Origin of the sequence: Gordonia sp. IEGM753 (assembly GCF_050321825.1) — a bacterium.
Taxonomy (GTDB): domain Bacteria; phylum Pseudomonadota; class Gammaproteobacteria; order Pseudomonadales; family Pseudomonadaceae; genus Aquipseudomonas.
The window spans coordinates 2,264,296-2,289,436 of sequence record NZ_JBNQGB010000001.1 but is presented as its reverse complement, the minus strand read 5'-3'; the positions used below and the strand labels follow the sequence as shown (position 1 = coordinate 2,289,436).

25 protein-coding genes are annotated in these 25,141 nt (G+C 58.5%); 12 read left to right on the top strand and 13 right to left on the bottom strand.

Going from position 1 to position 25,141, the window contains the following annotated elements:
- The first annotated feature begins 3 nt into the window (after positions 1–3).
- The 9 genes from ACQR3R_RS10195 (at position 4) to ACQR3R_RS10155 (ending at position 8,170) form a co-directional block, all read left to right on the top strand.
- Positions 4–552, top strand: a complete 549-nt coding sequence (locus tag ACQR3R_RS10195; RefSeq protein WP_428271985.1) for a nuclear transport factor 2 family protein — start codon at positions 4–6, stop codon at positions 550–552.
- A gap of 56 nt (positions 553–608) precedes the next feature.
- Complete coding sequence (locus ACQR3R_RS10190) at positions 609–1,874, top strand: Rieske 2Fe-2S domain-containing protein (RefSeq protein WP_428272606.1); 1,266 nt, start codon at positions 609–611, stop codon at positions 1,872–1,874.
- A gap of 16 nt (positions 1,875–1,890) precedes the next feature.
- Positions 1,891–2,370, top strand: a complete 480-nt coding sequence (locus ACQR3R_RS10185; RefSeq protein WP_428271984.1) for an aromatic-ring-hydroxylating dioxygenase subunit beta — start codon at positions 1,891–1,893, stop codon at positions 2,368–2,370.
- A gap of 10 nt (positions 2,371–2,380) precedes the next feature.
- Complete coding sequence (locus tag ACQR3R_RS10180; RefSeq protein ID WP_428271982.1) at positions 2,381–3,121, top strand: SDR family oxidoreductase; 741 nt, start codon at positions 2,381–2,383, stop codon at positions 3,119–3,121.
- 79 nt (positions 3,122–3,200) lie between these two features.
- Positions 3,201–4,160 carry a 2Fe-2S iron-sulfur cluster-binding protein gene (locus tag ACQR3R_RS10175; RefSeq protein ID WP_428271981.1) on the top strand — a complete coding sequence of 320 codons (960 nt, stop codon included), beginning with the start codon at positions 3,201–3,203 and terminating at the stop codon, positions 4,158–4,160.
- Positions 4,161–4,179: 19 nt separating this feature from the next.
- Positions 4,180–4,680, top strand: a complete 501-nt coding sequence (locus ACQR3R_RS10170) for a flavin reductase (RefSeq protein WP_428271980.1) — start codon at positions 4,180–4,182, stop codon at positions 4,678–4,680.
- Between the two features lie 228 nt (positions 4,681–4,908).
- Positions 4,909–6,186, top strand: a complete 1,278-nt coding sequence (locus ACQR3R_RS10165; protein WP_428271979.1) for an OprD family outer membrane porin — start codon at positions 4,909–4,911, stop codon at positions 6,184–6,186.
- A gap of 145 nt (positions 6,187–6,331) precedes the next feature.
- Positions 6,332–7,513: an alpha-hydroxy-acid oxidizing protein gene (locus tag ACQR3R_RS10160; protein WP_428271978.1), complete on the top strand. Its 1,182-nt coding sequence runs from the start codon at positions 6,332–6,334 to the stop codon at positions 7,511–7,513.
- A gap of 33 nt (positions 7,514–7,546) precedes the next feature.
- Positions 7,547–8,170 carry an NIPSNAP family protein gene (locus ACQR3R_RS10155; protein WP_428271977.1) on the top strand — a complete coding sequence of 208 codons (624 nt, stop codon included), beginning with the start codon at positions 7,547–7,549 and terminating at the stop codon, positions 8,168–8,170.
- Between the two features lie 322 nt (positions 8,171–8,492).
- On the opposite strand, the gene ACQR3R_RS10150 is transcribed toward ACQR3R_RS10155, so the two are convergent.
- From ACQR3R_RS10150 to antA, 8 genes are all read right to left on the bottom strand, one after another.
- Complete coding sequence (locus tag ACQR3R_RS10150; protein WP_428271975.1) at positions 8,493–9,179, bottom strand: ATP-binding cassette domain-containing protein; 687 nt, start codon at positions 9,177–9,179, stop codon at positions 8,493–8,495.
- Positions 9,172–9,921, bottom strand: coding sequence for an ATP-binding cassette domain-containing protein (locus tag ACQR3R_RS10145; RefSeq protein WP_428271974.1), 750 nt, complete (start codon positions 9,919–9,921; stop codon positions 9,172–9,174). Before ACQR3R_RS10145 ends, ACQR3R_RS10150 begins: the two co-directional genes overlap by 8 nt.
- Positions 9,918–10,946 (bottom strand): ABC transporter permease subunit, encoded by a 1,029-nt coding sequence (locus tag ACQR3R_RS10140; RefSeq protein ID WP_428271972.1) that lies wholly within the window; start codon positions 10,944–10,946, stop codon positions 9,918–9,920. The genes ACQR3R_RS10145 and ACQR3R_RS10140 overlap by 4 nt, the downstream gene beginning before the upstream one ends.
- Before the next feature lie 11 nt (positions 10,947–10,957).
- On the bottom strand, positions 10,958–11,869 hold the full coding sequence (locus ACQR3R_RS10135) for an ABC transporter permease subunit (protein ID WP_428271971.1): 912 nt from the start codon (positions 11,867–11,869) through the stop codon (positions 10,958–10,960).
- Positions 11,870–11,930: 61 nt separating this feature from the next.
- Entirely contained in the window at positions 11,931–13,091 is a 1,161-nt protein-coding gene (locus ACQR3R_RS10130; protein WP_428271969.1) for an ABC transporter substrate-binding protein, read from the bottom strand.
- Positions 13,092–13,287: 196 nt separating this feature from the next.
- Positions 13,288–14,313 carry an anthranilate 1,2-dioxygenase electron transfer component AntC gene (gene antC / locus ACQR3R_RS10125; RefSeq protein ID WP_428271968.1) on the bottom strand — a complete coding sequence of 342 codons (1,026 nt, stop codon included), beginning with the start codon at positions 14,311–14,313 and terminating at the stop codon, positions 13,288–13,290.
- Between the two features lie 18 nt (positions 14,314–14,331).
- Complete coding sequence (gene antB, locus ACQR3R_RS10120) at positions 14,332–14,823, bottom strand: anthranilate 1,2-dioxygenase small subunit (protein ID WP_428271967.1); 492 nt, start codon at positions 14,821–14,823, stop codon at positions 14,332–14,334.
- 2 nt (positions 14,824–14,825) lie between these two features.
- Positions 14,826–16,214, bottom strand: coding sequence for an anthranilate 1,2-dioxygenase large subunit (gene antA, locus ACQR3R_RS10115; protein ID WP_428271965.1), 1,389 nt, complete (start codon positions 16,212–16,214; stop codon positions 14,826–14,828).
- Between the two features lie 404 nt (positions 16,215–16,618).
- On the opposite strand from antA, the gene ACQR3R_RS10110 reads away from it, so the two are divergent.
- The 3 genes from ACQR3R_RS10110 to ACQR3R_RS10100 all read left to right on the top strand — a co-directional run bounded on the left by ACQR3R_RS10110 (position 16,619) and on the right by ACQR3R_RS10100 (position 20,249).
- Positions 16,619–17,875: an OprD family outer membrane porin gene (locus ACQR3R_RS10110; protein ID WP_428271964.1), complete on the top strand. Its 1,257-nt coding sequence runs from the start codon at positions 16,619–16,621 to the stop codon at positions 17,873–17,875.
- Between the two features lie 328 nt (positions 17,876–18,203).
- Entirely contained in the window at positions 18,204–19,217 is a 1,014-nt protein-coding gene (locus tag ACQR3R_RS10105) for an AraC-like ligand-binding domain-containing protein (protein WP_428271962.1), read from the top strand.
- Between the two features lie 3 nt (positions 19,218–19,220).
- Positions 19,221–20,249, top strand: coding sequence for an AraC-like ligand-binding domain-containing protein (locus ACQR3R_RS10100; protein ID WP_428271961.1), 1,029 nt, complete (start codon positions 19,221–19,223; stop codon positions 20,247–20,249).
- 309 nt (positions 20,250–20,558) lie between these two features.
- Here ACQR3R_RS10100 and ACQR3R_RS10095 read toward each other — a convergent pair whose 3' ends face one another.
- The 5 genes from ACQR3R_RS10095 to ACQR3R_RS10075 all read right to left on the bottom strand — a co-directional run bounded on the left by ACQR3R_RS10095 (position 20,559) and on the right by ACQR3R_RS10075 (position 25,126).
- Positions 20,559–21,791 (bottom strand): dienelactone hydrolase family protein, encoded by a 1,233-nt coding sequence (locus ACQR3R_RS10095; protein WP_428271960.1) that lies wholly within the window; start codon positions 21,789–21,791, stop codon positions 20,559–20,561.
- 78 nt (positions 21,792–21,869) lie between these two features.
- The gene (locus ACQR3R_RS10090; protein WP_428271958.1) at positions 21,870–22,682 is read right to left on the bottom strand and encodes an SDR family oxidoreductase; all 813 of its coding nucleotides are present in this window, start codon (positions 22,680–22,682) and stop codon (positions 21,870–21,872) included.
- The gene (locus ACQR3R_RS10085) at positions 22,679–23,272 is read right to left on the bottom strand and encodes an isochorismatase family protein (protein ID WP_428271957.1); all 594 of its coding nucleotides are present in this window, start codon (positions 23,270–23,272) and stop codon (positions 22,679–22,681) included. Before ACQR3R_RS10085 ends, ACQR3R_RS10090 begins: the two co-directional genes overlap by 4 nt.
- Positions 23,272–23,805, bottom strand: coding sequence for an aromatic-ring-hydroxylating dioxygenase subunit beta (locus ACQR3R_RS10080; RefSeq protein WP_428271955.1), 534 nt, complete (start codon positions 23,803–23,805; stop codon positions 23,272–23,274). The genes ACQR3R_RS10085 and ACQR3R_RS10080 overlap by 1 nt, the downstream gene beginning before the upstream one ends.
- Positions 23,795–25,126: a Rieske 2Fe-2S domain-containing protein gene (locus ACQR3R_RS10075; protein WP_428271954.1), complete on the bottom strand. Its 1,332-nt coding sequence runs from the start codon at positions 25,124–25,126 to the stop codon at positions 23,795–23,797. Before ACQR3R_RS10075 ends, ACQR3R_RS10080 begins: the two co-directional genes overlap by 11 nt.
- Positions 25,127–25,141: the final 15 nt, after the last annotated feature.

The following is a 25,141-nucleotide window of genomic DNA, read 5'->3' as shown; positions in this document are numbered from 1 at the left end:
GCCATGTCACCACAAGCGCATATCCGGGCACTGGAACAACGGCTGGAACAGCTGGAAAGCGAGAACGCTATCCGCGCCTGCATGAACCGCTACATGTTCCTGTGCGACGAGTTGGGCGTGGGTTCCCCGCTCGACGAACTGGCCGGTTTGTTCACCGTCGAAGCGGTCTGGGAGGGCAAGGGTGCCAAGTACCAGAACAGCTTTGGTGGTTACCGTGGGCGCGAGGCGATCAAGGCGATGTTTGCCACTTACATGGTCGAACCGGCGCACTTTTCGCTGAACGTGCACTTCCTGACTTCGGAGCTGATCCGGGTCAGCGGTGAGGTCGCAGAGGCCAGTTGGGTGATGTTGCAAACCTCGACATTTGCCTCGGGTGCTTCGCACCTCAACAGCGCCCGTCTGACCGTGCGGTTCGCCATGGAGCAAGGGCAGTGGCGCATGGCGCACTTCCAGACCGAGAACCTGTTCAGCCGCCCGGTGGGCAACTGGAACAGCGACGCGCACCTGCCTGTGCCCGGTCAATCTGACGCGCCCGACAGTCACAACAAGTAGCACCCAGAATTCTTAGAGTCGGCGGGCCACGCCGACGAGGAGCAACCGTGAGCAACCTGATAAACACCGTAACGCTGGAAACCAGTCCGGCCGACCTGGTCTTGCATGACCGCGTCCACACCTCGCTGTACACCGACGCGAAGATCTTCGATGACGAGTTGGAGAAAATTTTCTACAGCACCTGGATCTGGGTCGCGCACGCCAGCGAGATTCCTGACTCAGGCAGCTACAAGAGCACCTATGTCGGCAAGCAGCCGGTGATTGTCGTGCGTGACCGCAAGAAAGAAGTCCATGTGCTGCTGAACCGTTGCCGCCATCGTGGCGCGACGGTGTGCGAGCACAAAAAAGGCAAGACCAACAGTTTCGTTTGCCCCTACCACGGCTGGAGCTATGCCCTGGATGGCAGCCTGCGCGGTGTTCCGCATCCGGAAAGCTATGCCGATTGCCTGGACAAGGCCGAGTTGCCGTTGGTGAGCCTGCGCGTAGAGCAGTACAACGGCATGATCTTCGCCACCTTCAAGGACGATATCGAGCCGCTCGCCGATTACCTCGGCCCGGCTAAAAAATGGATCGATCTGTTCATGAAGCAGGGCGCCGGTTACCCGGTCAAGGTCGGCGGCGAACATCGCTTCCGCTTCCCTGGCAACTGGAAAATCCAGTTGGAAAACACCACCGACGCCTACCACTTTCCGTTGGTTCACAAGTCGTTCCTGTCGTCGGTGGATGAGCAAACCCTGGCCCTGTTCGATTTCGTCGAAGGGCCGGGTTACGTCAAAGACCTGGGCAACGGTCACAGTGTGATGGTGATGATCCCGGACCTGATCGACCTCGAAGCCAACCTCGACCTGCCGATCCCCGAGCGTTTTGAAGACCTCGCCCAGCAGCTGCGCGATGAAGGCCAGGAAGAACAAGCCGTGCGCCGCATTGTGCGTGCCGTGGGCGGTTCGGGTTTCAACCTCAACCTGTTCCCGAATATTGCCTGCTCCATGGCGTTCTTCCGGGTGCTGCAACCGATTGCCGTCAACGAAACCGAAATTCATCACGCCGTGATCACCATGGATGGCGGCCCGGCCGTGGCCAACCGCTATCGCCTGCGCCTGCATGAGCACTTCCAGGGCCCGATGGGTTTTGGTACCCCGGACGATTCCGAAGCCTGGGAACGCGTGCAACGTGGCGCCAGTGCCGGCACCGACCTGTGGATCATGCTCAACCGCGGCTTGCCGGGTGAGAAGCAGAGTGAGGACGGTTTGGTCAGCGATGTGAGCGCCGAAACCGGCATGCGCGCTGGTTACCAGCAGTGGAAAAAGATGATGTCGGCCTGAGTCGACGGAGAACACCATGATCAATCTGCAATTGCTTAACCAAGTCAGCGCATTCATCTGGCAGGAAGCGGACATGCTCGACCACGGCGACTTCGTGCAGTGGCTCGACCTGTGGACCGAGTCGGCGACGTACATCATCCCGATCGACCCACTGGAAACCGATTTCGAAAATACCCTGAACTACGCCTATGACGACCATCACATGCGTCAGTTGCGCGTGACCCGGTTGACCAGCGGCGAGTCGATTTCGACCACCCCGCGAGCGCGGACCGTGCGCAGCCAGTCGCGTTTTCGGGTGCTGTCGGATGAAGACGCGATTGTGACCGTGCGGTGCGCGCAGAACCTGCGTGAGTTCCGCAAGGACGTGCTCAAGCAGTACACCGCCGACGTCACTTTCCAACTGGTGCGTGACGGCGACAGTTTCAAAATCCAGCGCAAGCTGATTCAGCTCATCAATTCGACCGATACCCTCGCCGGTATCGGTTACATCCTCTGAGGACGTTGCCATGACACAGGTTGCATTGGTCACAGGCGCGGCCCAGGGGCTGGGCAAAAGTATTGCCGAACAGCTGCTGGCCGCCGGTTACCGCGTGGTGATCAGCGACCGTTCGCTGGACGCTGCGCAGGCGACTGCCAGCGAACTCGACGCCAGCGGCGAGCGCGTGTTGGCGCTCAAGCTCGACGTGTCGAGCAAGGCTGATTTCGAAGCGGCACTGGCGGCCGTTGTGGCGCATTGGGGCGCGTTGCAGGTGGTGGTCAATAACGCCGCGATAACCATGACCACACCCGTGATGCAAATCAGCCCGGAGGAGTTCGACCGGGTGGTCAGCGTCAACCAGCGCGGGACGTTCGTCGGTTGCCAAGTGTTCGGCACCTACCTGGCGGCTCAGGGTTACGGGCGAATCATCAACATGGCCTCCCTGGCCGGGCAGAACGGCGGCACCGCGACCGGTGCGCACTACGCCGCGTCCAAGGGAGCAATTATTACGTTGACCAAGATCTTCGCCAAAGAGCTGGCGGCGTCGGGGGTCACGGTCAACGCGATTGCCCCTGGCCCGATTGAATCGCCAGCCGTGCGCGCTGCCGTACCGCCAGACCGTCTGGAAAAGCTGATCGAGGCGATTCCGGTGAAGCAGCTGGGCAACGCTGCCTTCATCGGCAAGCTGATCGTGCAACTGGCCAGCGAAGACGCCTACTTCACCACTGGGGCAACCTGGGATGTGAACGGCGGGATATTCATGCGCTGACCGGGTCAGTTGCACGTTTTGTAAAAAGCAGCGGGGGGCGAACATTCGCTCCCTTACAACGAATTCGGGACGATCCTGTATGAGCGATCAATTATTGAAAGTCGTCGTGCGCAAGCGCGAAGAGCAGGGCGAAGGTGTCGTCGTACTGGATCTGAGCGATCCGTCGGGGCAGCCTCTGCCCGCCTTCGAGGCGGGCGCGCATGTCGATATCCATCTCAAGACGGGCCTGGTTCGTCAATATTCCCTGTGCGGCGATCCAGCCAATGCTGACGCTTACCGCTTGGGTGTGCTCAAGGACCCGGCCTCACGCGGCGGTTCGGTGGCCGTGCATGAACTGATGCAGGAAGGTCGCGAGATCGAGATCAGCCTGCCGCGCAACCACTTTCCACTGGCCAGCGATGCCAAACGATCGATTCTCATCGGCGGCGGCATCGGTATCACGCCCATGGTTGCCATGGCCTATGCGCTGAACGCTCGCGACAGTGATTTCCAATTGCACTACTGCGGCCGTTCGCGCAGTCGCAGCGCCTTTCTCCAGGAGTTGGGTGACGCGGCGTTTGCCTCCCGCGTGTGCACTCATTTCGATGATGAGGCGGCTGAACAGAAACTCGACCTGCAGCAGGTGCTGGGCACGCCGCAGGCCGGTGTGCATGTGTATGTCTGCGGCCCTGCGGGGTTTATGGATTGGGTCATCGCCGAGGCCCTGAAACGGGGATATGCCGATGACCACGTGCACCGCGAATATTTTCAGGTTGAAGTGGATGCCACCGGCGCCGGTTTTGAAGTGGTCGCCCAACGCAGCGGCAAAACGGTGCAGGTCGCCGAAGGCCAAAGCATCGTCGATGCGCTGACGGCGGTGGGTATCAAGATTGAAGTGTCCTGTGAGCAGGGCGTGTGCGGCACGTGTTTGTGTGACGTCATCGAAGGCGAACCCGACCACCGCGACGTCTACCTGACGGACGATGAAAAAGCCGCTAATGACCAGATTCTGGTGTGCTGTTCCCGAGCCAAGTCGAACAAACTTGTGCTGGATATCTGATAGACCGGAGGGTAAGACCATGGTCGATACAACTGGATTTCGTAACTCGATGGCAATGCTCGGTGGCGCCGTTTCGGTCATCACCACCGATGGTGCGGCAGGTCGTTATGGCTTCACCGCCTCGGCGGTGTGCAGCGTGACCGACCAGCCGCCGACCTTGCTGGTGTGCATGAATCGCTCGTCGTTTTCCAATGTGCATTTCAAGAGCAACGGCGTGCTCAGCGTTAACGTGTTGACCCCAGGCCACCTGGAAGTGTCGGGTGCTTTTTCCAACCGTAATCTCGACACCGAGCAGCGTTTTGCCTGTGCCTCGTGGAGCACGCTGGAAAGCGGTGCGCCATTGCTCGATGAAGCGCTGGTGAGTTTCGATTGCCGCATCGCCCAGGCCCATGAAGTGGGGTCACACACTATTTTCTATTGCGAAGTGCTGGGTATTCGCAACAGTGAAAGCCAGGAAGGCCTGGTGTATTTCAATCGCGCTTATCACCATTTGAGTGATGCATCGAAGTCCACCTCCTGAGCAATGACTAAACAGTAAGCGGCAAAAAAGTTTCAGGTGTGTAAAACGATTAAACATAACTATAAAGCGGTTGTCGCCGTAGCAGCGAATGACTGTGTTGTACTTTTTTTGCAGTAAGTGGTTATAAAAACAATACTGTGGATTGACTGCCAAAGTTGCACTTTTGCTGATTTGATCTGCTTCCACTAGCCGTGCCTTTGTGCATGCAAAAAAGAGAAGGAAAGTTTGATGTTTCAGAAGAGCTGGGTAAGCCGTGGCGCCACCACTGCGGCTGTGATGGGGATCTTCACACCACTGGTTGCAAATGCTGACTTCATCAACGATCGCGAGATTAGTCTGGGCACGCGAAACTTTTATATCGACCGTGATTACAAACAGGACAATGCCCCCCAGTCGCGCGTAGGCAGTTGGACTCAGGGCTTCGATTTTCGCGCCATCTCGGGTTACACCGAAGGGACTTTGCAGTTTGGCCTGGACTTCTCGGGCCAATATGCCTATCGCCTTGACGGCGGTGGTGGCCGGGGGCCGGACACCATCATCCCGTATGACTACAGCAAGGGTGAGCAGGTTCGGGACTACGGCCGTGCAGCGCTGACGGCCAAGGTGCGGTACAACAAGACCGAACTTAAAATCGGTGAGTTGCGCCCCACATTGCCCGTCGCTTACATGGATGACTCGCGGCAGTTGATTACCACGTACCACGGTGTTCAGATTGAATCCAAGGACGTGGAAAACCTGACGCTGACGGGCGGCCGTTTTACCGAGATAAGTTCGCGGGAGTCTTCCAATACCGAGAAGATGTATTTGTTTAACGGGCCCAATGTTCAACACCGCAGTGACGGTTTGAATTTTGGCGGCGCGACCTATGCTTTCACCCCGAACTTGTCGGCTACCTACTTCTTTGGTCAGTTGGAAGACATCTATAAGCAACATTACCTGGGGATGACTTACAACCATGACCTGGGGGCCGGTTACGGGTTGAAGACAGACCTTCGCTACTTCAATAACAGTGAAGACGGCAAAGCGATGTACGGCAACATCGACAACAAATCCTATGGCGTCATGACGACCCTTAAAAAAGGTGCGCATGCGTTCGGACTTGGTTATCAGCGCATGCTCGGCGAATCCACGTTCCCGACGCTCAATGGTTATGCGCCGCAACCCTACCTGGTGAACTGGTCGACTGTCGCCTTCGTCAAACCGAACGAGAGCTCATGGCAACTGCGTTATGACTACAACTTCGCGGGTATTGGCCTGCCGGGCTTGAAGTTCATGACGCGTTACATCCGTGGTACTGGCGTTGATCGCGGCAGCAATGCGTTGGATCAGAACGTCGAGAGCGAACGCAACATTGTGCTGGGTTACGTGGTGCAAAGTGGCGCGCTCAAGGACGTCGGTTTCGAATGGCGTCGCATCGACGTCAAGACCCGTTATGGCAATGGCGGCGCCTCAGGGCCGGACTATCAGGAAAACCGCCTGATCACGACCTACACCTGGAAGTTCTGATTCACTGCCAAGCCGTTCGCGGCTGCCGGTTACGCCCGCGCATCAGGGCGTAATCGGTGCGCAGGCAACCGATTTATTTTTGCCCGGATCACTCCTCCCGGGCTTTTTTTTGCAGCGTTTTTAACGCTTGATTCGAGGAACGTCCATGCGCCATTTTCACACCGGCACTGATTTGAGTCGCGTTCACAGCATTGCTGAACTGGCTGACATGGCGCGACAGCGTCTGCCTCATTTTGCCTGGGAATACTTGAGCGGCGGTGCGGAGTCGGAGCTGACATTGCGCGACAATCTTGATGCGTACAGCGGGTATGGGCTGCACGCCAAGGCCATGGTGCCGTGCCATGCCCCGGACACTCATCGCGCGGTATTCGGGCGGGTGCTGCCATTGCCGATGCTGATCGGGCCCACCGGCTATAACGGCTTGTTGCACCGCGATGCCGACATCCACCTGGCGCGTGCGGCGACCGCACGCGGGCTGCCTTTCAGCTTGAGTACAGCCTCCAATACGTCTCTTGAGGCGTTGGCGGCCGCAGTGCCTGGCGTGGATTTATGGTTCCAGCTCTACGCCATGCGAGATCCGCAGGTGCAAGGCGACTTGCTGCGCCGGGCCCGAGCGGTGGGTTGTAAAACCCTGGTGTTGACGTGCGATGCCATGGTGCTGGGCAATCGCGAGTGGGACCGGCGCAGTTACGTCAGACCGAGGCAGCTGTCATGGCGCAGCAAGTTTGATGTGGTGCGTCATCCGCGCTGGTTGAAACAGGTCATGTGGCCTTCGGGGTTGCCGGGCATGGGCAATCTTGAACCCTATCTGCCTGAGGGTGAACGTAGCCCGCTCGGGTCGATGGCGTTTATCGGCAAGCAAATGGACACCTTGCTCGACTGGGACATGCTGGCGCGTTTGCGTGACCAATGGGGCGAGAAACTATTGCTGAAGGGAGTGCTGCACCCGGCCGATGTCGAGCGGTCAATAGAACTGGGGCTCGACGGTGTGGTGGTCTCCAACCATGGCGGTCGTCAGCTGGACGGTGCGCTGAGCAGTCTTGATGCATTAGCGGCCATCGCCCCGCAAGCGAAAGGCAAACTCAGCGTGTTGCTGGACGGTGGCATTCGCCGAGGCAGCGACATTGTCAAAGCGTGCGCGCTCGGCGCAGACGCTGTGATGCTTGGCCGCGCCACCCTTTACGGCGTGGCCGTAGCAGGTGAGGCGGGCGTCGGACGAGCGCTGGATCTGCTGACCGACGAACTGAAGCTGACGCTGAATCTGATGGGCTGCACCCACCTTAATTACCTTGACGGTGATGCTTTGTTTGAGCGCCGCCGTCCGTGAATTGTATGAGTCTGATTTTGATCCGAGGTTGTCATGAAGTTTTTTGAACTGATCACATTCACGGTGCGGGTTCGCACTGTCGCCAACGCCATGGCTCGCCTGGAACAGCCGCTGACGAACACTGACGGCAGCGCAAGATTGATGGGCTGCTGGGCTTCCGAGATCGGTCCGCTGAACCAGATCGCGGTGCTGCGCGGCTTTACTGATGAGTCGGCACGCCAGGTTGAGCGTGAGCGTTACTTGGCAGGCGCTGATGCGTTTGGCATTAATGAATTCGTGACACACATGCAGGTTGAGAACTACACGCTGTTTCCCTTCATTGATCCGCTGCCTGCCGGCCAACACGGCCCTTTTTACGAACTGCGGGTTTATGACCTGGTCCCCGCAGGCCTGGCACCGACGCTTCAAGGGTGGGAAAAAGCGGTAGGGCCCAGAACCGCCGAGCAGTATTCAAAAGTCTACGGCGCTTTCTACGCCACCGACGGCAACCTGCCGCGGTACTTGCACATCTGGCCCTATGCAACGCTTGAGCAACGCCTGGATGTGCGCACCCGAGCCGTGCAAGACGGCGTCTGGCCTCCCGAAAACTCCGGCCCGCAACTGCGCGACATGCACTCGACCATCTACCTGCCGGCAAGCTTCTCGCCGCTGCAATAGCCAAGCCTCAAGCAGGCTCGCTCCCACAGTAGATTTGTGTCGAACACACCTGCATCGGCCACAAAAAAACCTTGTGGGAGTGAGCCTGCTCGCGATCGCGGTGGGTCAGTCGACATCAATGCTGAACATTGGATCGCCATCGCTGGCAGGCCAGCTCCCACAGGGGATTTGCAGCAAGACACAGATTCCGCTGGCAACAGAGAACCTTGTGGGAGCGAGCCTGCTCGCGATGGCGCCAGCACATCCAACATCAGCGCTGGCTGACACACCGCAATCGTAGGAACGCCGCCCGGAGCGGTGTCGCGCGCACATTCGTCAGGGTTTACACGCCGAGATAACGCTGAGACAAATCCGGTGTGGCGGCCAGTTGCGCGGGTGTGCCATGCCATACCTGGCGGCCTTTTTCGATGATGTGGTGGAGGTCGACCACGCGCGCCATTTCCTTAAGATTCTTGTCGATGACCAGGATCGTTTCACCTTCGGCTTTCAAACTCGCCAGACAGCTCCAGATGGTTTCACGAATAATCGGTGCCAGGCCTTCGGTGGCTTCATCGAGGATCAACAGTTGCGGATTGGTGAGCAAGGCACGGGCAACGACCATCATCTGTTGCTCGCCGCCGGAAAGGGTTTTCGACAGCTGGTCTTGACGCTCCTGCAACCGCGGAAACAGCTGATAAATACGCGCCAGATCCCATTTACCCCGGGTGGCGGTCGCCAACAGATTTTCCCGCACGCTAAGGCTGCCAAAGCCACGTCGACCTTCAGGTACCAGTCCCAAACCCGCCTGGGCAATCCGGTAAGGTGCCGCGCCGCGCATCTCTTTGCCATGAATCAACACGCTGCCTGCGCTGGGTTTCAGCAGGCCCATGATCGATTTGACGGTGGTGGTCTTGCCCATTCCATTGCGGCCGATCAACGACACCACCTGACCCTGTTCGATGGTCAGGTGCATGTCGAACAACACTTGGCTAAGGCCGTAGCCAGCCTGTAATCCACTGACTTCAAGCATGTTCTTCTCCCAGGTAGGCGGCACGGACGTGTGGGTCGTTACGGATCTGTTCGACACTGCCGGTCAGGATGGTCTGGCCGTAGACCAGCACGGTAATCCGGTCAGCCAGGGCGAAAACCGCGTCCATGTCATGCTCCACCAGCAGGATGGAATAACGCCCCTTGAGTTCCAGCAACAGTTGCGTCATGCGCGCCGACTCCTCGGCACCCATGCCCGCCATCGGCTCGTCGAGCAGCAACACCGAAGCTTCCTGTGCCAATGCCAATGCGATCTCCAATTGACGCCGTTCACCGTGCGACAACTCACTGACCAGCGCCGGCCCACGCGCTTCCAGGCCCACACGCTGCAAATAATCGGCTGCTGGATCGAGCAGGCTGCGATCGGTAGTCAGCGGTTTCCAGACACCAAAGGTCTGGCCATTACGCGCCGCTATTGCCAGCGCCACGTTTTCCAGCAAGGTGAAATCCGCATACAACTGGCTGACTTGAAACGCCCTGGCGAGGCCCAGGCCCGGTCTTTTATGCGCCGGCACAGCGGTGATGTCCTGCCCATTGAGGAAAATCCGCCCTTTATCCGGCTGGATTTCACCGGCGATCTGCGCAATCAGCGTCGACTTGCCGGCGCCGTTGGGCCCAATGATGGCGTGCAGTTCACCGGGGGCGATGTCAAAACTCGCGTTGTTGGTGGCCTTGACCGCACCGAAAGTTTTTTCCAGGCCTTGAATCGACAGTTGCGGATTCATGAACGCGCCTCGCTGATGTCGCCGCCGGCGATGATGGAAGGGGTTGGCGCGGCTTTGCGCCTGCGTGGCCAAGGACTGAGCAGCAACCCGTACAGGCCTTTCTTGCCAAATAACACCACCAGTAGCAGCAACGGACCGAATATCAACAACCAGTGCTCGGTCCAAAGACTGAGCACTTGTTCGAGGCCCAGATACACTGCTGCGCCCAGGACCGGGCCGAGCAGGGTGCCGACGCCGCCCAGAATCACCATCGCCATCAACTCGCCTGACTTGTGCCAGGCGCCCATGTCGGGGCTGACGAACATCGCATAGTTGGCCCACAAAATACCGGCGAGCCCGCCGCCGATACCGGCGATCACAAACGCACTCAGGCGATAGCGCAATGGGTGCAGGCCCAGGCTGATGCTGCGCCGTTCGCTTTGTTTGAGCCCGCGCAAGACATAGCCGAAACGGGAGTTGACCAAGCGTCGGCAAAACAACAGCCACGCCACCAGCAACCCCAGGCACAGGTAGTAAAACTGCACCGGATTTTCCATGTCCATGCCGGGCAAGGTATTGCGTTCATTGAGCAGAATGCCGTCGTCGCCGCCGTACAACGACAGTGAACTGAGGACGAAATACAGCATCTGGCCAAACGCCAAGGTGATCATGATGAACTGCACGCCACTGGTGCGCAGCGACAGATAACCCACCACCAACGCAAACAACGCGCACACCATTAGCGACAGTGGCCACACGATCAGCGCGCTGGTGGAACCGTCCCAGCCCCAAAGTGGCATGGCCTGTGAAGTGTGGAAGCCAATAACCCCGACCACATAGCCACCCAGACCAAAGAACGCGGCATGGCCGAAACTGATCATTGCGCCATAACCGATCAGCAAATCGAGGCTGGCGGCGGCCATCCCGTAGATCGCCAGGCGTGTGAACAGGCTGACCAGAAACGGCTCGTGCAGCATTGAGGCAAGCAACGGCAAGAGGGCGAATGTCGCCAGGCAAAGCAGGTCGATAATGACTCGGCGAGACATGTTTTTTCTCCTCAGGCGCGTGCGGGTAGCAAGCCGCGTGGACGGACCAGCAGCACCACGGCCATAACGATGTAGGCGCTGGCGGAAATCAGCCCACCACTCAAGGTGCCGCTGACCTCGGCTGGCAACAATTGGTCGAGCAGCTGCGGGATGTAGGCGCGACCGAGCCCGTCGACCATGCCGATCAATAACGCGCCGGCCAGTGCGCCGCGGACCGAACCGACACCGCCGACGACGATGACCACGAACGTGGTAATCAAGACCTTCTCGCCCATGCCGATTTCTACCGACAGCAGCGGGGCGGCCATGAATCCCGCGAGCCCGCACAGCGCACAGCCGAAGACGAATACCAGGGTGTACAGGCGCGAAATGTTCACGCCGAGTGCGCCGACCATTTCGTGGTCATCGGCGCCGGCGCGGATCAACATTCCCAAGCGTGTGTGGTTGATCAGCAGCCACATGGCAATCGCTACCAAGGCGCCGGCAGCGATGAACAGCAGGCGACTGACCGGGTACATCAACCCCGGCAGCACTTCAACGAAAGTGCCGTACCACTCGGGTGTTGGCATCGCCGGTGGGCTGCGCCCGAACAGCACGGTAATCAGCTCGTTGGTGAAAAACACCACGGCCAGCGTTGCCAGCACCTGGTCAAGGTGATCGCGGTTGTACAGCCTGCGCATGATGCTGGTTTCGATCATCAGCCCGTACAACGCGGAGCCTACAAGCGCTGCCAGCCCGGCGAGCCAGAAAGAGCCGCTGGCCGAGGCGGTGTAGGCGGCGCAGAACGCGCCGACCATGTAAAAAGCGCCGTGAGCCAGATTGATGACGCCCATGATGCCGAAGATCAGCGTCAGGCCTGACGCGAGCAAAAACAGCAGGGCGCTGTATTGCAAGCCGTTAAGTATTTGTTCGAATAGCAGCATGCTGGGTAATCCTGTGAAAAGTACCCGCTGCTGCCAGCGGGCACGAGACAGAAAGTTCGGATCACAGGGCGCATTCGGCGGCGAAGCTGTCCACTTGCGATTTGGCGATGGTTTTGACGGGCACTTGCACCAGTTTGCCGTTGGCATCGGTTTCTACGCGCAGCAGGTACCAGTCGATGACGGCGTGCTGGTTTTTGCCGAAGGCGAAGTCCCCGCGTATCGAGTCGAACTTGACGTTACGCAGAGCACTGCGAAAGGCCGCAGGGTCTTTCACGTCACCGTTCACTGTCTTGAGCGCGGCACCGATCAGGCGTGCGGTGTCATAGGTTTGTGCGGCATAAACGGTTGGCACGCGGTTGTATTTTTCGCTGAACGCTTTGACGAACGCCTGGTTGGCCGGATTCTGCGATTGAGGGTTCCACAAGGTGACGATGTTCATGCCCTTGGCGACGTCGCCGGTGGCGGCGAGCATGCGCTCATCCATGGAGAACACCGGTACCACCATCGGGATGGTTTTGCTCAGCCCGGAGCTGCCGTATTGCTTGGCGAAGTTGATGCCGGCACCGCCTGGGTGAAACTCGAAAATGGCATCCGGTGCGAGTGAGCGAACCCGCGCCAGCTCCACCGAAAAATCCAGTTGGTTGAGCTTGGTGTAGATCTCGGTGACTTCGCCTTTGTACGTGCGCTTGAACCCTTCCAGGGCATCGCGTCCGCCCTGGTAGTTAGGCGCCAGAATCACCATTTTTTTATAGCCCAGGTCGTTGGCTGCGACACCGGCCATTTCATGGATCGTGTCGTTCTGGTACGAGGCCACGAAGTAGTTGGCCTTGCATTGCTTACCCGCCAGGCTCGAAGGGCCGGTGTTGTTGCTGATGTAGAAGCCGTCCTTGGTCGCCGTATTGACCACGGCCGCCAGTACGTTGGAAAAAATAACACCGGTGTACAACGAAACCCCGTCCAGGCTCATGCGGTCGACGATTTGCTTGGCCCGCGCCGGTTGCAGGCCGTCATCTTCGACCATCAGGCTCACGGGGACGCCGCCCAGTTTGCCGCCTTCCTGGTCGATAGCCAGTTGGAATCCGTCACGCGAATCTTCGCCGAGGTAACCGGCGGGGGTCGACAACGTGGTGATAAAACCAATGCGTACCGGGTCCTGCGCCTGAGCCATGAAACTGGCCACGCAGCTGGCCGCCAGCAGTGTACCCACGAGTAGTTTTTTCATAGTGCCGCCTTTAATGATGTCCGCATCGCGCGTGACGTAGTTGTTAGTGGAGGGCAGTAAAAAAATGATTGGTATAGCGTCGGGCTTTTCTGTAACGAGGGCGCTTGCTGCCGCCGCGCGAAGCGGCTCGATGAGACTGCTGCGCAATCCAGCAAGCAAGCGCCCTGGCCACAACCGCCCCTTTATTGGTCAAGGGTCAGGTGTTGCTCTCGGTAAATTTCTCGTAATACAGGTGCGTCTGGTTCAGGTCTTGTTCGGCCAGCCATTGCTTGATCGACTCGACCATTGGCGGTGGGCCGCAGAGGTACATGTCCAGTGCCTGGTCCCGAAATTCGGCGACGTCGAAATGCTCGGTGATGTAGCCGCGCTTGCCATCCCATTCGGGCGTCGGATCACTGACGACCGCAATGAATCGGAAGCCGGGTATGCGCTCTGCGTAGGCGGCGATGCGCGCGGTCTCGCAAAGGTCGGCGGCGTTGCGTACGCCGTAGTAGAGGTGCACCGGATGGCCACAACCGCCACGCTCGGCAATTTCGTCGAGCATCCCCAGAAACGCTGAAAGTCCGGTGCCGCCCGCCACAAGTACCAGTGGCTTATCGACGTGGCGCAGGTAGAACGCACCGAGTGGCGCCTCCAGCATGATTTCGTCACCGATCAAACTGCGCTCGCGGATGTAATTACTCATCAAGCCGTCTGGGAGCAGGCGAATCAGGAATTGCAATTGATTGCTGCTGTTGGGGCGGTTGGCGAACGAATAAGAACGCTGGCCTTGCGTGCCCGGTATTTGTAGCCGCGCGTATTGGCCGGGCAAAAAGTCCAGCTGTTGGCCGTCGGCGCCAGCGTCCAGATGCAGGATTGCGGTGTTCGGCGACACTTGTTCGACAGCCCGCACGATGCCCTTGAGCCGTGCCGGCCCTGCGGCATTGCACAGGCTGGAGGCGAAATCGAAATAGAACGCTGCGTCCGATTTGACCCGGGTCTGGCAGGTGAGCATTTTGCGCTGACGCAAATCTTCCGCCGACAACGCTTCGTCGTCGACGTAGTCCTGACTGTACTGCCCCGACTCGCAACGGCCCTGACACGTCCCGCAGACGCCTTCGCGACAGTCCAGCGGGATATTGATGCCGTTGCGCAGTGCTGCATCGAGCAGGATTTCATTGGTCTGTACCGGAAAAAACAAGGTTTTTCCATCGGCAAAACTGAACGCGACCTTGTGACTCATGATCCGGACTTCCGCCAATCAGAGGTGATAGAAATCGAGCACCGAATTGATGGTGTCGTTAAGCAGCAGCACATGCTTGCGGGTGATCTTCCAGCTATCGCCAACCGGTTTCAGTTGATACGTGGCGCGGCCGTAAAACTGTTCGGAAGTGGCTTGGCGGTAGAACAACGTTTGCCAATTGAGGCGAACTTCCAGCCCTTGGTCCGGCGTCGGCGTAATGCGCACGTTGTTGACCATGTGCAGCGTCCTCGGCATGGGCGTGGCCGAAGCGGCTTTGCCGGTGCGCAGGCGAAATACACGGTCTTCCAGGCCTGAACGGTTGGCGTAGTAGATCAACGACATCTCGCGCTTCGGGTCTTTGGTGTAGACGTGCTCGGAGTCCCACTGCGGCAGGTGAAACTCGCTGCCTTCGTCGAACAGATCGATATACGCGTCCCATTCCTGCGCGTCGCACAGCTCGGATTTACGGTAGAAAAACTGTTCAATCTGGTACTGCAATTGCGGATTCATGCTCATACCTCGCGCAGTTTCAGGGCTTTTGCGTCCAGGCCCTTGAGCAGGAATTTCTGCCAATTGCTGTGCTGGTTGACGTACAGCCCTTCGTGGGTGAATTCGGTGCCGGTCAATGCCGGTTCGATGCCGATGGCCTCGCTGTTGCGAGTGGGGCCGGTAACCCATTTGTCGTGGCCGCGCGAGATGTCGCTCCAGCGCTCCAGCCGCGCCTGGAAACCACGCTGGGCTTCACGAAATTCCACCAGATCATCCGGGGTGCCGAGCCCCGAGACGTTGAAGAAGTCCTCGAATTGGCGAATGCGGTTTTCCCGGTCTGCGTCGGACTCATGCTTGACCCCGAGGCACTGGCTGATGACTTCGGTTTTGTTCCAGGCCACAGGCCGGATGATCCGCAGTTGGGAGCTGATCTGGTCGAGGAAAAACAGGCTCGGGTAGATGTTCAGGTTGCGCAGGCGATGCATCATCCATTCGGCTTTATCTTGGCCATATTCCTCGATCAGGCGCGGCATGATCGTCGCGTAGCCGGAGCGCACCGAAGGGTTTGGCATGTCGCTGAACAGCACGGTGTGGCCGTTGTTGAACGAGAACCAGCCGTCATCGGTGTCAGCGTCGCCAGCCCCAAGTTTGCTGTAGTCGAGGGTGCCGCTGTTGCTGCTGCCTTTTTCGCTGTTGACCTGTTGGCGATGCTGCACCGTGGCCACGTAGTTGTAGTGCACGGTGCTGACGTGATAACCGTCCAGGCCATTTTCGTTCTGCAGTTTCCAGTTGCCGTCGTAGGTGTAGGCCGACTTGCCCGGCAGCACTTCGAGTTCACCGGTTGGCGATTGCGCGACCATCATGTCGAAGAACACTTTGGCGTCACCGAGGAAGTCTTGGAGGCTGTCGGTGCCATTGACATCAAGGCTGATAAATACGAAGCCCTTGTAGCTTTCGATGCGGGCTTTTTTCAGGCCACGGGTGGCTTTGTCAAAACCTTCGGGATACTCACCGGGGGCTTTGACCTTCACCAGGCGGCCGTCGCTTTTGTAGCACCAGGCATGGAAAGGGCAGGTAAAGGTCGACTGGTTACCTTTGCCGACGCGGGTCAGCGTGGTGCCGCGATGCTGGCAAGCATTGATCAGCGCGTTGAGTTGGCCCTCACCGTCGCGGGTGATGATCATCGGTTGGCGGCCGGCGCGCATCGTCATGAAGTCATGCTTGTTGGCGATCTCGCTTTCATGGCAAGCGTAGATCCAGTTTTTTTCGAAGATCAGTTCCATTTCCAGATCAAACAGTTCCGGCTCGGTAAACATATCCCGGGCGATTCGGAAGATGCCTTCTGCGGGACGGAAGTCCAGGCAGCTTTCAATAAAGGTTTTCCATTGTTCGACGCTTTTTGCACTGCTCATTAATCGATACCTCGTTGCATCGGGCTAATTCGTGCATTCAGTAAGTTGTTCGTGCTGGCATTTAATAAGTTGCGCGCGTTGTGGTCTATCCGCTTTGTTGGCGAACACAGTCCGTAAAATTTGGCGGCGCAGTGCGGCGCATTGCAGGCTGGCCGCTGCGGCTTTTATGGCGAGGGTGCTGGGTGATAAACCCAAGTAAGTGGATATGAGTAGCGAAATAACAGGATAGAGACTTTGTGGCCAATGCGGCCTAATCGGCCTCGATGTTTACCGGCTGTGTAAACGTTGCCTATAACAACTGACGCTGAATATTTTAATAAAGAAACAACTGCCAACTATTGGGGTGATCGCTTTGGTCACACCGCTAATTAATGTGTTCGCGCATTAAATAAGAGGGAGATGTCATGTTTCAAGCGAGTTGGTTAACCCGATGTGTAAAGACCGCCAGCCTGGCCGGAATGTTTGCGCCGATGATGGCCCAGGCGGATTTCGTCGAAGACAGTCACTTGGGGCTGGGCCTGCGTAATTTCTACATTGACCGCGACTTTCGAGGCGAGAACCCGAAGAACTCTCGCGTCGGTAGCTGGACCCAGGGTTTTGATCTGCGCTTCATTTCCGGCTACACAGAAGGCCCGCTGCAATTTGGCCTGGACGCTTCGACGCAGTACGCCTACCGACTCGACGGTGGTGGCGGCAGGGGGCCGGACAGCATCATTCCTTACAGCACGAGCAAGCACGAACAGGCAACCGACTACGGTCGTGGCGGGTACACAGCCAAAGTCCGTTACTCCAAGACCGAGCTGAAATTTGGTGAGCATCGACCCACGCTGCCAGTGGCGTACATGGACGATTCAAGACAATTGGTGACCACGTACCACGGCACGCTCATCGAGTCCAAAGAGGTCGATAAGCTGACGCTCACGGGCGGGCGGTTCACCGAGATCAGCGGCCGGGAATCTTCCAACAGCGAGAAGATGTACCTGTTCAACGGTCCCGACATACAGCGTCGCAGTGACGGTCTGAACTTCGGTGGGGCGAGTTATGCGTTTACCCCGTCGCTGACCGGCACTTACTTCTACGGCCAACTCGAAGACATCTACCGACAGCACTACCTGGGCGGTACTTACCTTACCGATCTGGGCGCCGGTTACGGCCTGAAAACCGACCTGCGCTACTTCAACAACAAGCAGGATGGCGACGCACTGTACGGGCGTATCGACAACCGCTCCTACGGCATCATGACCACCGTGCGCAAAGGCGCTCACTCCTTTGGCCTGGGTTACCAGCGGATGCTCGGCGACAGCGCATTCCCGACCCTCAACGGCTATGCGCCGCAACCCTACCTGGTGAACTGGTCCGCCATTGCCTTCATCAAACCGAACGAAAAATCCTGGCAGGCACGTTACGACTACGATTTTGCCGGCCTGGGCTTGCCGGGTCTGAAACTGATGACGCGCTACATGCGCGGCAGCGGGATCGATCGCGGTGCGCTGAGCGATAACAGTGAATCGGAGCGCAATATCTACCTCTCCTACGTGATTCAGGAGGGGCCACTGAAGAACCTCGGCGTGGAGCTGCGCAACATCAACGTCAAGTTTCACCAGGGCAATAACTTTGATGAAAACCGCCTGATCACCACCTACACCTGGAAGTTCTGGTAGGCATAAAACGCCCCTCGGGGGTAACACCTGCCTGGGCATCTGGGCAGGTAATACCCAACCACACTTTCCTGACGGTGCATGACCTTCGTGCCGACCGAGTCGTGAATGCACTTTTTTGCAGCGCATCCCCCATGTTTAGGGCGCGCAAAGGCGAAAAGGGCAGTCGGGAGTTTCTCGGGCAGAAGCTTTTCTGTCCGTTTATTCGGTGAATGTTATCCGCATATTTCGGCAACCGACCAAAGGGCAGTGAGCGGCATGAAGCTTGCTCTTTCTCCCGTCAAAGGCGTGCCGTTAGAGCGCGCCCATAAAATAGCCGTGGGTGCCCGTGATGAGTACAACTGAAGATGTACATGTTCGAGACATTCGTATCGAACGTTATGACCTCAATGGCGCACGACAATGGATGGCCGGCATTTGCGGCCCACACTTGCTCAAGACCAGCACGCCTAACCGCATTCAGTTCCATCACAGCGGCAACGTGCTGAAATCGATGTCCACCACATTGGGCATCATCGAGTACGGCACTGACGTCACTGTCGGCATCGAAGATGTCGACCACCTGAACAGCTATAGCCTCAGCCTGCCGTTGGTGGGCGAGCAACACTTGAGCAAGAATGGTTGCCAGGTCACGTCCGATGCCGATCGCGGGATCATCGTCTCTCCGCATGAAAACCAGGAGCTGTCGATTGCCGGCGATTGCCGCAAGGTCCAGGTGGTTATCACGCGGGCAGCAATGCGCAAATCTCTCGAAGACATGCTGCAACGGCCACTTGAAATGCCGCTGCGCTTCGAGCCGGTGATGGACGCTGTCAATGGATCTTCGGCTTCGTGGTGGCGGATGGCGCGCTACTTTATCGGCGAGCTGGAGCGCAGCCGAGAGCTGTATGACCAGACGTTTTTCACCCGCGACATTGAAAGCTCGCTGATCAAGGGCCTGATCCTCGCCCAGCCGAATAATTATTCGGAGGAGCTGCGTGATGTGCTTGGGGTGAAGCTGCCGCATTACCTGATTCGCGCCAAGCAATACATTCACGACAATGCTCGCGAAGTGTTGCACCTGGAAGACATCGAGGCCGTGTCGGGTGTGTCGCGGTTCAAGTTGTTCGAGGGGTTCAAGAAGTACTTCGGCATGTCGCCGATGGCTTACTTGAAAAAGCATCGCCTGGGCGCGGTGCGTCAGGAAATCCTGGAGGACAATTCGGCGCGCAATATCTCGGTGATTGCCATGGGCTGGGGTTTTACGCATCTGGGGCGCTTTTCCAGCGAGTACCGCAAGTTGTTCGATGAAACACCGAGCATGACCCTGCAGCGCAACGAAGCGCGCCGTAACCGGTCGTTCTGAGCCATGGCTATTTTACTCGCGCAGCCTGCGCAAGACGTGGGCACCCGGCTCGATCTTTCTCGCCTGTGCCAAACCCCGGTGTTTACCAGCCGCTCACGCTCAGAGAGTCATCGCCTGCTTGCCCGCGAGCTGGTGGAGCACGACCTCAGTTGGCGTGGTGACAATGTCGACACTGCTTTTTTCCGTGCCGAGGTCGGGCGTTGCCAACTGTTTGTGTTGCGCTACGGCGCCGAGGTTGAAGTACGGCCGAGGCCCTTCACCGATTTCGTGTTGATGCAAATGCCTTTGCGCGGACGGGCGAGTATTGAGTGTGATGGGCTGGCGCTAGAGCTGGAAGCGGGGCAGGTAGCGGTCCTCTCGCCAAACCGCCAGGCGCGGCTGGTGTGGCACAGCGGCTGCGAACAGTTGTTGCTCAAGGTGCCACGCAGTTTGTTGCGTCTGATGCAGGAGCGGTTGGTGGACGAAGGAGGGCTGGCTGCAGATTTCTCATTGCCGGCGGCTTACCGGCTCGACACGGGCCAGGCGCGTGGCTGGTTGCGGTTGGTGGACAATTTGCTCGAACAATTGGGTGCCAGTGCTGGCGACCCTGTACACGCTCACTGGCTGCGGCATCTGGAAGAAAGCCTGCCGCTGTTTTTACTGACCCATCCGCCACACGTCGAGTGCGCCGAGGCCACAGTCGTCGAATCTGCGGCACAGCGCCAGGCGTTGCGTCAGCTGCAGAAAATCGAGGGTTTGATGCGAGGCCATATGGGCGAAACGCTGTCGTTGGGGGAGTTGGCAGCAGCAGGTGGGATGAGCGTACGCAGCCTCAACACCCTGTGCCAACGCTGTTACGGGCAAACTCCCATGGAGCGTTTGCGCAACCTGCGATTAGAGGCGGTGCGTGAATGTTTGCTCGGCCGTCGCGACTTGAGCATCACCGAAGTGGCGTTAGAGCATGGCTTTGGCCATTTAGGACGTTTCGCCCGCTACTACCGCGAACGTTTTGGCGAACTGCCGCACCAGACTGCCAGCGGCAAGATCAACTGAGCAACGCGCTCTCGACCCCCCAACCCTTTGGAAACCGGCTTGCAAGCGATGGCGATTTTACGGACGCCATCACCGGCAAGCCGGTTTCCTACGGGATTTGCGTTATTGCATCAATGCCGGCATACACCACCGATCCGTAGGAGTCTGGCTTGCCAGCGATGGCGATTCCGAGACCGCCATCACCGACAAGCCGGTTTCCTACGGGACTTGGGTTAACCACATCAATGCCGGCATTCACCACCGATCCGTAGGAGACTGGCTTGCCAGCGATGGTGATTTCGAGACCGCCATCACCGGCAAACCGGTTTCCTACGGGGCGCTATTCGGCCAATTGCCCATCAGTGTATTGGACGGCAATTGTTCGTCGAGCAGCTTCTTCGCGGATTCGATCCCGGCCACGGGCAGGCCGGTCGGGTCGAGCAGGCCGATCTGCACCAGCACACTGGCCTGGTCCCAGTAAATGTGTTCGTGGCAAAGTTTGTCACCCCGGAACTTGATCGCGCCCAGCATCGGGATTTCGACGTATTTTCCGGTGGGTGCGACGTTAGGCAGCATCCAGTCGATTTCGGTGGTGTGGGTGAAGCACATCACAAACTCATCGACGATTTGCGAAGCGCCCACGGTGCGCGAAATGGGCACCAGTTTCATGTCGGGTGGGTTGGCATGGACAAAATGGTTCTGATAAAAACGGCTCAACTCCTTGTAGCCAACGCCACCGGTCATGGTCGGGATGTGGTTGACGTAGGGTTCAGCCACCATGGTTGCCATGGTCGCCGGCACATCGCGCACGGCGAACTCAAACTCGATGTGTTTTTCCCAGAGATCGGACAGGTTGTAGTGCGGGCCGATTTCCTGTCTCAGCGCGGCGATGCTGCGTTCGTGCGCCATTAATGCGGCCGGTTTGTTGTAATGCATGCCGCCATGACGGGCGAAGGCGTGGTCGACGTCGGGGTAGGTGTAAATGTTGACCTTGTCGCGTCCCGCCAGACACTTGCTGATGAGCGCCCTGGCATCGGCATCGCAATACCCGTCCTGCTCTGCGAAATGCAACACGAGGCGCCCTTTGATCTGGTTGGCCTCTTCCAGTAAATGTTCGATGCCCATCCCGTAATAACCGACAGAGCACGCGACCTCGGTACGCGTCGCGGTCAGATAGGAGAGCTTGCCGCCCATGCAGAATCCGACATAGCCAAGGCCTGCCGCATCGACTTCAGGCAAGCCGCGCAGTGCTTTGAAACTGGCGTCGATATCGTCGACAGCCTTATCGATGTCCATGCGTTGGAACAGGTCGATTGCACGGGCGAAATCGGCTTCGGTGTAGCCCAGTTCAACACCGGGCTCCAGGCGCCAGAACAGATCCGGCACCAAGGCGACGTAGCCTTCCTCGGCATAGAAGTCTGCCACTTGGCGCATGTTGGCGTTGATGCCAAAAATCTCCTGGCCAATCACCACGCCCGGGCCTTTGCCGCTAGCGGGGAGTGCCAGGTAGCCGGCGAACGTGCCGCTGCCGTCACTGGCCTTCACATCGATCATCTTGCCCATGTCATTTCCTCGTTATCGACTCATCAGTTGGTCTTGTTTATAACGTTGCGAAAGGGATGCTGGAGGCTATCCGACCTTTCACCCAAGGTCACGCAGTCGCTCGAACCACACGCGTGGCGACAGGCCTTGGTCGGGGCCGAGGATCGAGAAGCCGCCGTCCACCGGAATGTCCACGCCGGTGATCCACGAGGCGCCATCGCTACAAAGGAAGGCGACGACCTGGCCCACTTCATCGCCTCGGCCGACACGTCCCAGCGGATGAAACGTAGCGCCAACACGGTCAGCCACCGCAAGGTCGCCGCCGCTGAGGTTGGCCACCGAAGGCGACCAGGTCCAGGCCGGCGAAACACTGATCACTCGGATCGACACCGGCGCGAGGTCCACGGCGAGGTTGCGGGTCAGTTGCAGCAGCCCGGCCTTGGACGCCGGATACAGCGCACGCCCGGCCGCACCAAACTTGCCGCCCGTACTGCCAATGTTGATCACGGCGCCGCCGTCGCTCATTCGCGGCGCGGCCTTTTGCACAAAAATGGCTGCAGAGATCAGGTTCACGTTAAGCGTTTGTAGCCATTGCGCGCGGTCTGACAACAAGCCCTGATCGTCGTACAGGCAGGCGTTGTTGACCAGTATGTCGAGCCGGCCAAAGGCTGCCAGCGTTGCCTCGATGCAATCGTCGATGTCCTCGTCCAGCTCGACGTTGCACGCAACAAAACGACACTGCTCACCCAACTCTGTAGCCAATGCCGCGCCGGTTTCACGGTTGCGCCCCACCAGCATTACGCTGGCGCCGGCCAGCAGAAGTTGCCGCGCAATATCTGTGCCCAGGCCTTGGGTGCTGCCGGTGACGATGGCCACCCGGCCGTTAAGATTGGCAGTCGGGACTGTTTTCATGACGTGCGCTCCAGAACGCTGTTGACGTCGCTGATGGTGGCGATCAAGCGCATGCTTTCGAGGGCCGCCAGATGCGTCGCGGGTGAGGCTGCAGCGCACGCATCGGCGAGTACAGTCACCTCAAAACCGCAATCGACAGCGTGCCGCACCGTGCTTTCCACGACTGAATGGGTAGCGACTCCGGCGATCAGTAATTGCTGCGCATCGAGCCGGCGCAGCAAAATATCCAGTGGTGTGCCGTAAAACGCGTTGATGCGAGTGTGAGTGACGATGAACTCATCGGGGCTTTCCTGTGGGCCCAAGACATCATGGAACTGCGCGCCCCACGAGCCTTCCTGCACAGCGCCACTGGCCGCCACTGCGCGCAGGATTGGCGCGTTCTGCAGCAGGTCGGCATAGTCCGGGCGGTAGGCCACGCGCACATGAATGATCGGCCAGCCCCGTGCGCGTGCCGCGTGCTGCAACCTGCTGGCGGCATCGATAAGCGCATTGCGTGCGGGGTCGTCGGCTCGCAGGCCGACCCGGATCAATCCGTCGGGGTGCAACACATCGTTCTGATAATGCAGGGCCAGCACGGTTGGGCGCGTCATCAGACAAACACCTCCAGGTTGGCGAACACGTCATTGCAGTTGATCAAGTCGACGCGCTTGAGCTGTATCTTCCAGTCGCCGCTGTCCTGGGTGGCCAGCTTGTAGGTGTAGCGTCCGGCAAGCTGGCGCTGTTCCAGGCGCCATTCACTGACCTGGAAAGTCGCACTCACCACCAGCAAACCCTGGCTGTCGAGGCCTTCGACCATGACGTTGCCCACCAGGTGCGCTGTTTGCGTGGGCGGCTGCTGTGACCAGTTGCGTACGTTTTCCACCCGCCGGATGCGGACTTCGCGCAGCATGCGGTTTTCCCAGAACAACGAAATATGTTCGAACGGATCCACCTGGCCATGTTTTTGCGGCACCCAATACATGCCCGAATCCGTGAACAATTGATCCCATTCCCAGAACCGTCGCTCGTCCAGCAGACGGGCTTCGCGGTACAGGAATTGTTCGATCTGGCGCAGTGTTTCGCTGGGCACCTGGGCCGCAGTCAAGGCTTGAGTCGAGACGTCGAACGAGCGATCAAGCAGCATGGGTGCTCTCCTTGGCAATCAGGGTGGCGGTCATGTAGTGCTTCCACGCAGCGAACTGATTGCGCATCGGTAACTCGCTGGTGCCATTGGTCGAGACGGCGCCATCAGCCAGCACCTGGTCGGTACCGACATATCGGTGCATGCTGATCCACTCGCCGCCACGGGTCATGTTGCCTTCCTGGCAACGGGCATAGACTTCGACGTCATCGGGCATGACGTTGGACGATGGTGAGTTGATCACGTTGGCATAGGTCAGCGCACGATCGAACACGGCGTCCGGTGCGCCCTTGCAGCGAAAGGTCTGGATTTCCACCAGCGTGCGGTCGACGGCCATGGGGCGGATCACCCGGAACTGCATGAACACCGTGTGCGGCGAGCCGCTGCCATAGATCACCGTGTTATGGCGGTTCATCCCCAGAATGCTGCGCGCACGTTCTTCACCATAGGCCTGGCTAAGGCACTCGAAATGCGCCTTGGCGACGTCATCACGCTCGGCGGCGGCGGGGTCAAAAATCGCTTCCATGTAGCCGTGGCCATTGTTGTAGGCGCGTAATTCGAGCTTTTCCCAGAAGTCATACGGTTCACCGTTGCCATCCATGATCAGCAGTTCGAAAGGCATTTCACCCAGCGATTCGGCTTCGCTACGGGCCGCTTGCACGGATGATTCGTGGGTGACGCGGGCGTGCATGGTGTCGTGCAGGTTTTCGTAGAAGACCTTCCAGTTGGAACGTTGCATCACCCGGAAAATGCCCCCGGCCACTTCGACTTCGCCTACGGGGGAGCGGTCGCAAAGGTTATCGATGGAGGTGATAACGCCGCCGAGGAAGCTTTGAAGATCGGGGCCGTGATCGATCTGACTGGCAAATACGAAACCGCGATAGCTGTCGACACGCGCCAGCCCGACCATCGAGAAGTCGGGGTGCTGCGGGTTGAAGCAGGTGCCTTCAAAGGCGTTTTTCAAGGGCGCAGAGAGGTGCTGGCCATCGAGTTTGAAGGTCCATGCGTGGTAAGGGCAGCGGAAGAATTTACCGACATTGCCATCGCCCTCGGCCACCAGTTTGGCGCCCTTGTGCGGGCAGCGGTTGTAGAGCACGTTGACACGCTTGTCGGCGCCACGAACCAGAATTACATCTTGATCGCCGATGCGCGTGGTGTGGTAGTCGCCAACATGCTTGACCTGGCTTTCATGGCCGACGTAAATCCATGCCTGGCCATAGATGCGCTGCATTTCCAGATCGAAAAGCTGCGGGTCGGTGTAGACACTTTTATGCACGCTGTCATGGCGTACCAGTGCCGCGATCTGTTCGTTCGAGGGAATCATGTTTTCTCCATTTCA

Excerpts from the sequence above, each read along its gene's own strand:
- ACQR3R_RS10135 (WP_428271971.1), bottom strand. The coding sequence starts at position 11,869 with ATGCTGCTATTCGAACAAATACTTAACGGCTTGCAATACAGCGCCCTG.
- ACQR3R_RS10110 (WP_428271964.1), top strand. The coding sequence starts at position 16,619 with ATGTTTCAAGCGAGTTGGTTAACCCGATGTGTAAAGACCGCCAGCCTG.
- ACQR3R_RS10140 (WP_428271972.1), bottom strand. The coding sequence starts at position 10,946 with ATGTCTCGCCGAGTCATTATCGACCTGCTTTGCCTGGCGACATTCGCC.
- ACQR3R_RS10145 (WP_428271974.1), bottom strand. The coding sequence starts at position 9,921 with ATGAATCCGCAACTGTCGATTCAAGGCCTGGAAAAAACTTTCGGTGCG.
- ACQR3R_RS10155 (WP_428271977.1), top strand. The coding sequence starts at position 7,547 with ATGAAGTTTTTTGAACTGATCACATTCACGGTGCGGGTTCGCACTGTC.
- ACQR3R_RS10180 (WP_428271982.1), top strand. The coding sequence starts at position 2,381 with ATGACACAGGTTGCATTGGTCACAGGCGCGGCCCAGGGGCTGGGCAAA.
- ACQR3R_RS10100 (WP_428271961.1), top strand. The coding sequence starts at position 19,221 with ATGGCTATTTTACTCGCGCAGCCTGCGCAAGACGTGGGCACCCGGCTC.
- ACQR3R_RS10090 (WP_428271958.1), bottom strand. The coding sequence starts at position 22,682 with ATGAAAACAGTCCCGACTGCCAATCTTAACGGCCGGGTGGCCATCGTC.
- ACQR3R_RS10085 (WP_428271957.1), bottom strand. The coding sequence starts at position 23,272 with ATGACGCGCCCAACCGTGCTGGCCCTGCATTATCAGAACGATGTGTTG.
- ACQR3R_RS10195 (WP_428271985.1), top strand. The coding sequence starts at position 4 with ATGTCACCACAAGCGCATATCCGGGCACTGGAACAACGGCTGGAACAG.
- ACQR3R_RS10165 (WP_428271979.1), top strand. The coding sequence starts at position 4,909 with ATGTTTCAGAAGAGCTGGGTAAGCCGTGGCGCCACCACTGCGGCTGTG.
- antA (WP_428271965.1), bottom strand. The coding sequence starts at position 16,214 with ATGAGCAGTGCAAAAAGCGTCGAACAATGGAAAACCTTTATTGAAAGC.
- antB (WP_428271967.1), bottom strand. The coding sequence starts at position 14,823 with ATGAATCCGCAATTGCAGTACCAGATTGAACAGTTTTTCTACCGTAAA.
- ACQR3R_RS10105 (WP_428271962.1), top strand. The coding sequence starts at position 18,204 with ATGAGTACAACTGAAGATGTACATGTTCGAGACATTCGTATCGAACGT.
- ACQR3R_RS10160 (WP_428271978.1), top strand. The coding sequence starts at position 6,332 with ATGCGCCATTTTCACACCGGCACTGATTTGAGTCGCGTTCACAGCATT.
- ACQR3R_RS10080 (WP_428271955.1), bottom strand. The coding sequence starts at position 23,805 with ATGCTGCTTGATCGCTCGTTCGACGTCTCGACTCAAGCCTTGACTGCG.
- ACQR3R_RS10075 (WP_428271954.1), bottom strand. The coding sequence starts at position 25,126 with ATGATTCCCTCGAACGAACAGATCGCGGCACTGGTACGCCATGACAGC.
- antC (WP_428271968.1), bottom strand. The coding sequence starts at position 14,313 with ATGAGTCACAAGGTCGCGTTCAGTTTTGCCGATGGAAAAACCTTGTTT.
- ACQR3R_RS10095 (WP_428271960.1), bottom strand. The coding sequence starts at position 21,791 with ATGGGCAAGATGATCGATGTGAAGGCCAGTGACGGCAGCGGCACGTTC.
- ACQR3R_RS10175 (WP_428271981.1), top strand. The coding sequence starts at position 3,201 with ATGAGCGATCAATTATTGAAAGTCGTCGTGCGCAAGCGCGAAGAGCAG.
- ACQR3R_RS10170 (WP_428271980.1), top strand. The coding sequence starts at position 4,180 with ATGGTCGATACAACTGGATTTCGTAACTCGATGGCAATGCTCGGTGGC.
- ACQR3R_RS10130 (WP_428271969.1), bottom strand. The coding sequence starts at position 13,091 with ATGAAAAAACTACTCGTGGGTACACTGCTGGCGGCCAGCTGCGTGGCC.
- ACQR3R_RS10185 (WP_428271984.1), top strand. The coding sequence starts at position 1,891 with ATGATCAATCTGCAATTGCTTAACCAAGTCAGCGCATTCATCTGGCAG.
- ACQR3R_RS10150 (WP_428271975.1), bottom strand. The coding sequence starts at position 9,179 with ATGCTTGAAGTCAGTGGATTACAGGCTGGCTACGGCCTTAGCCAAGTG.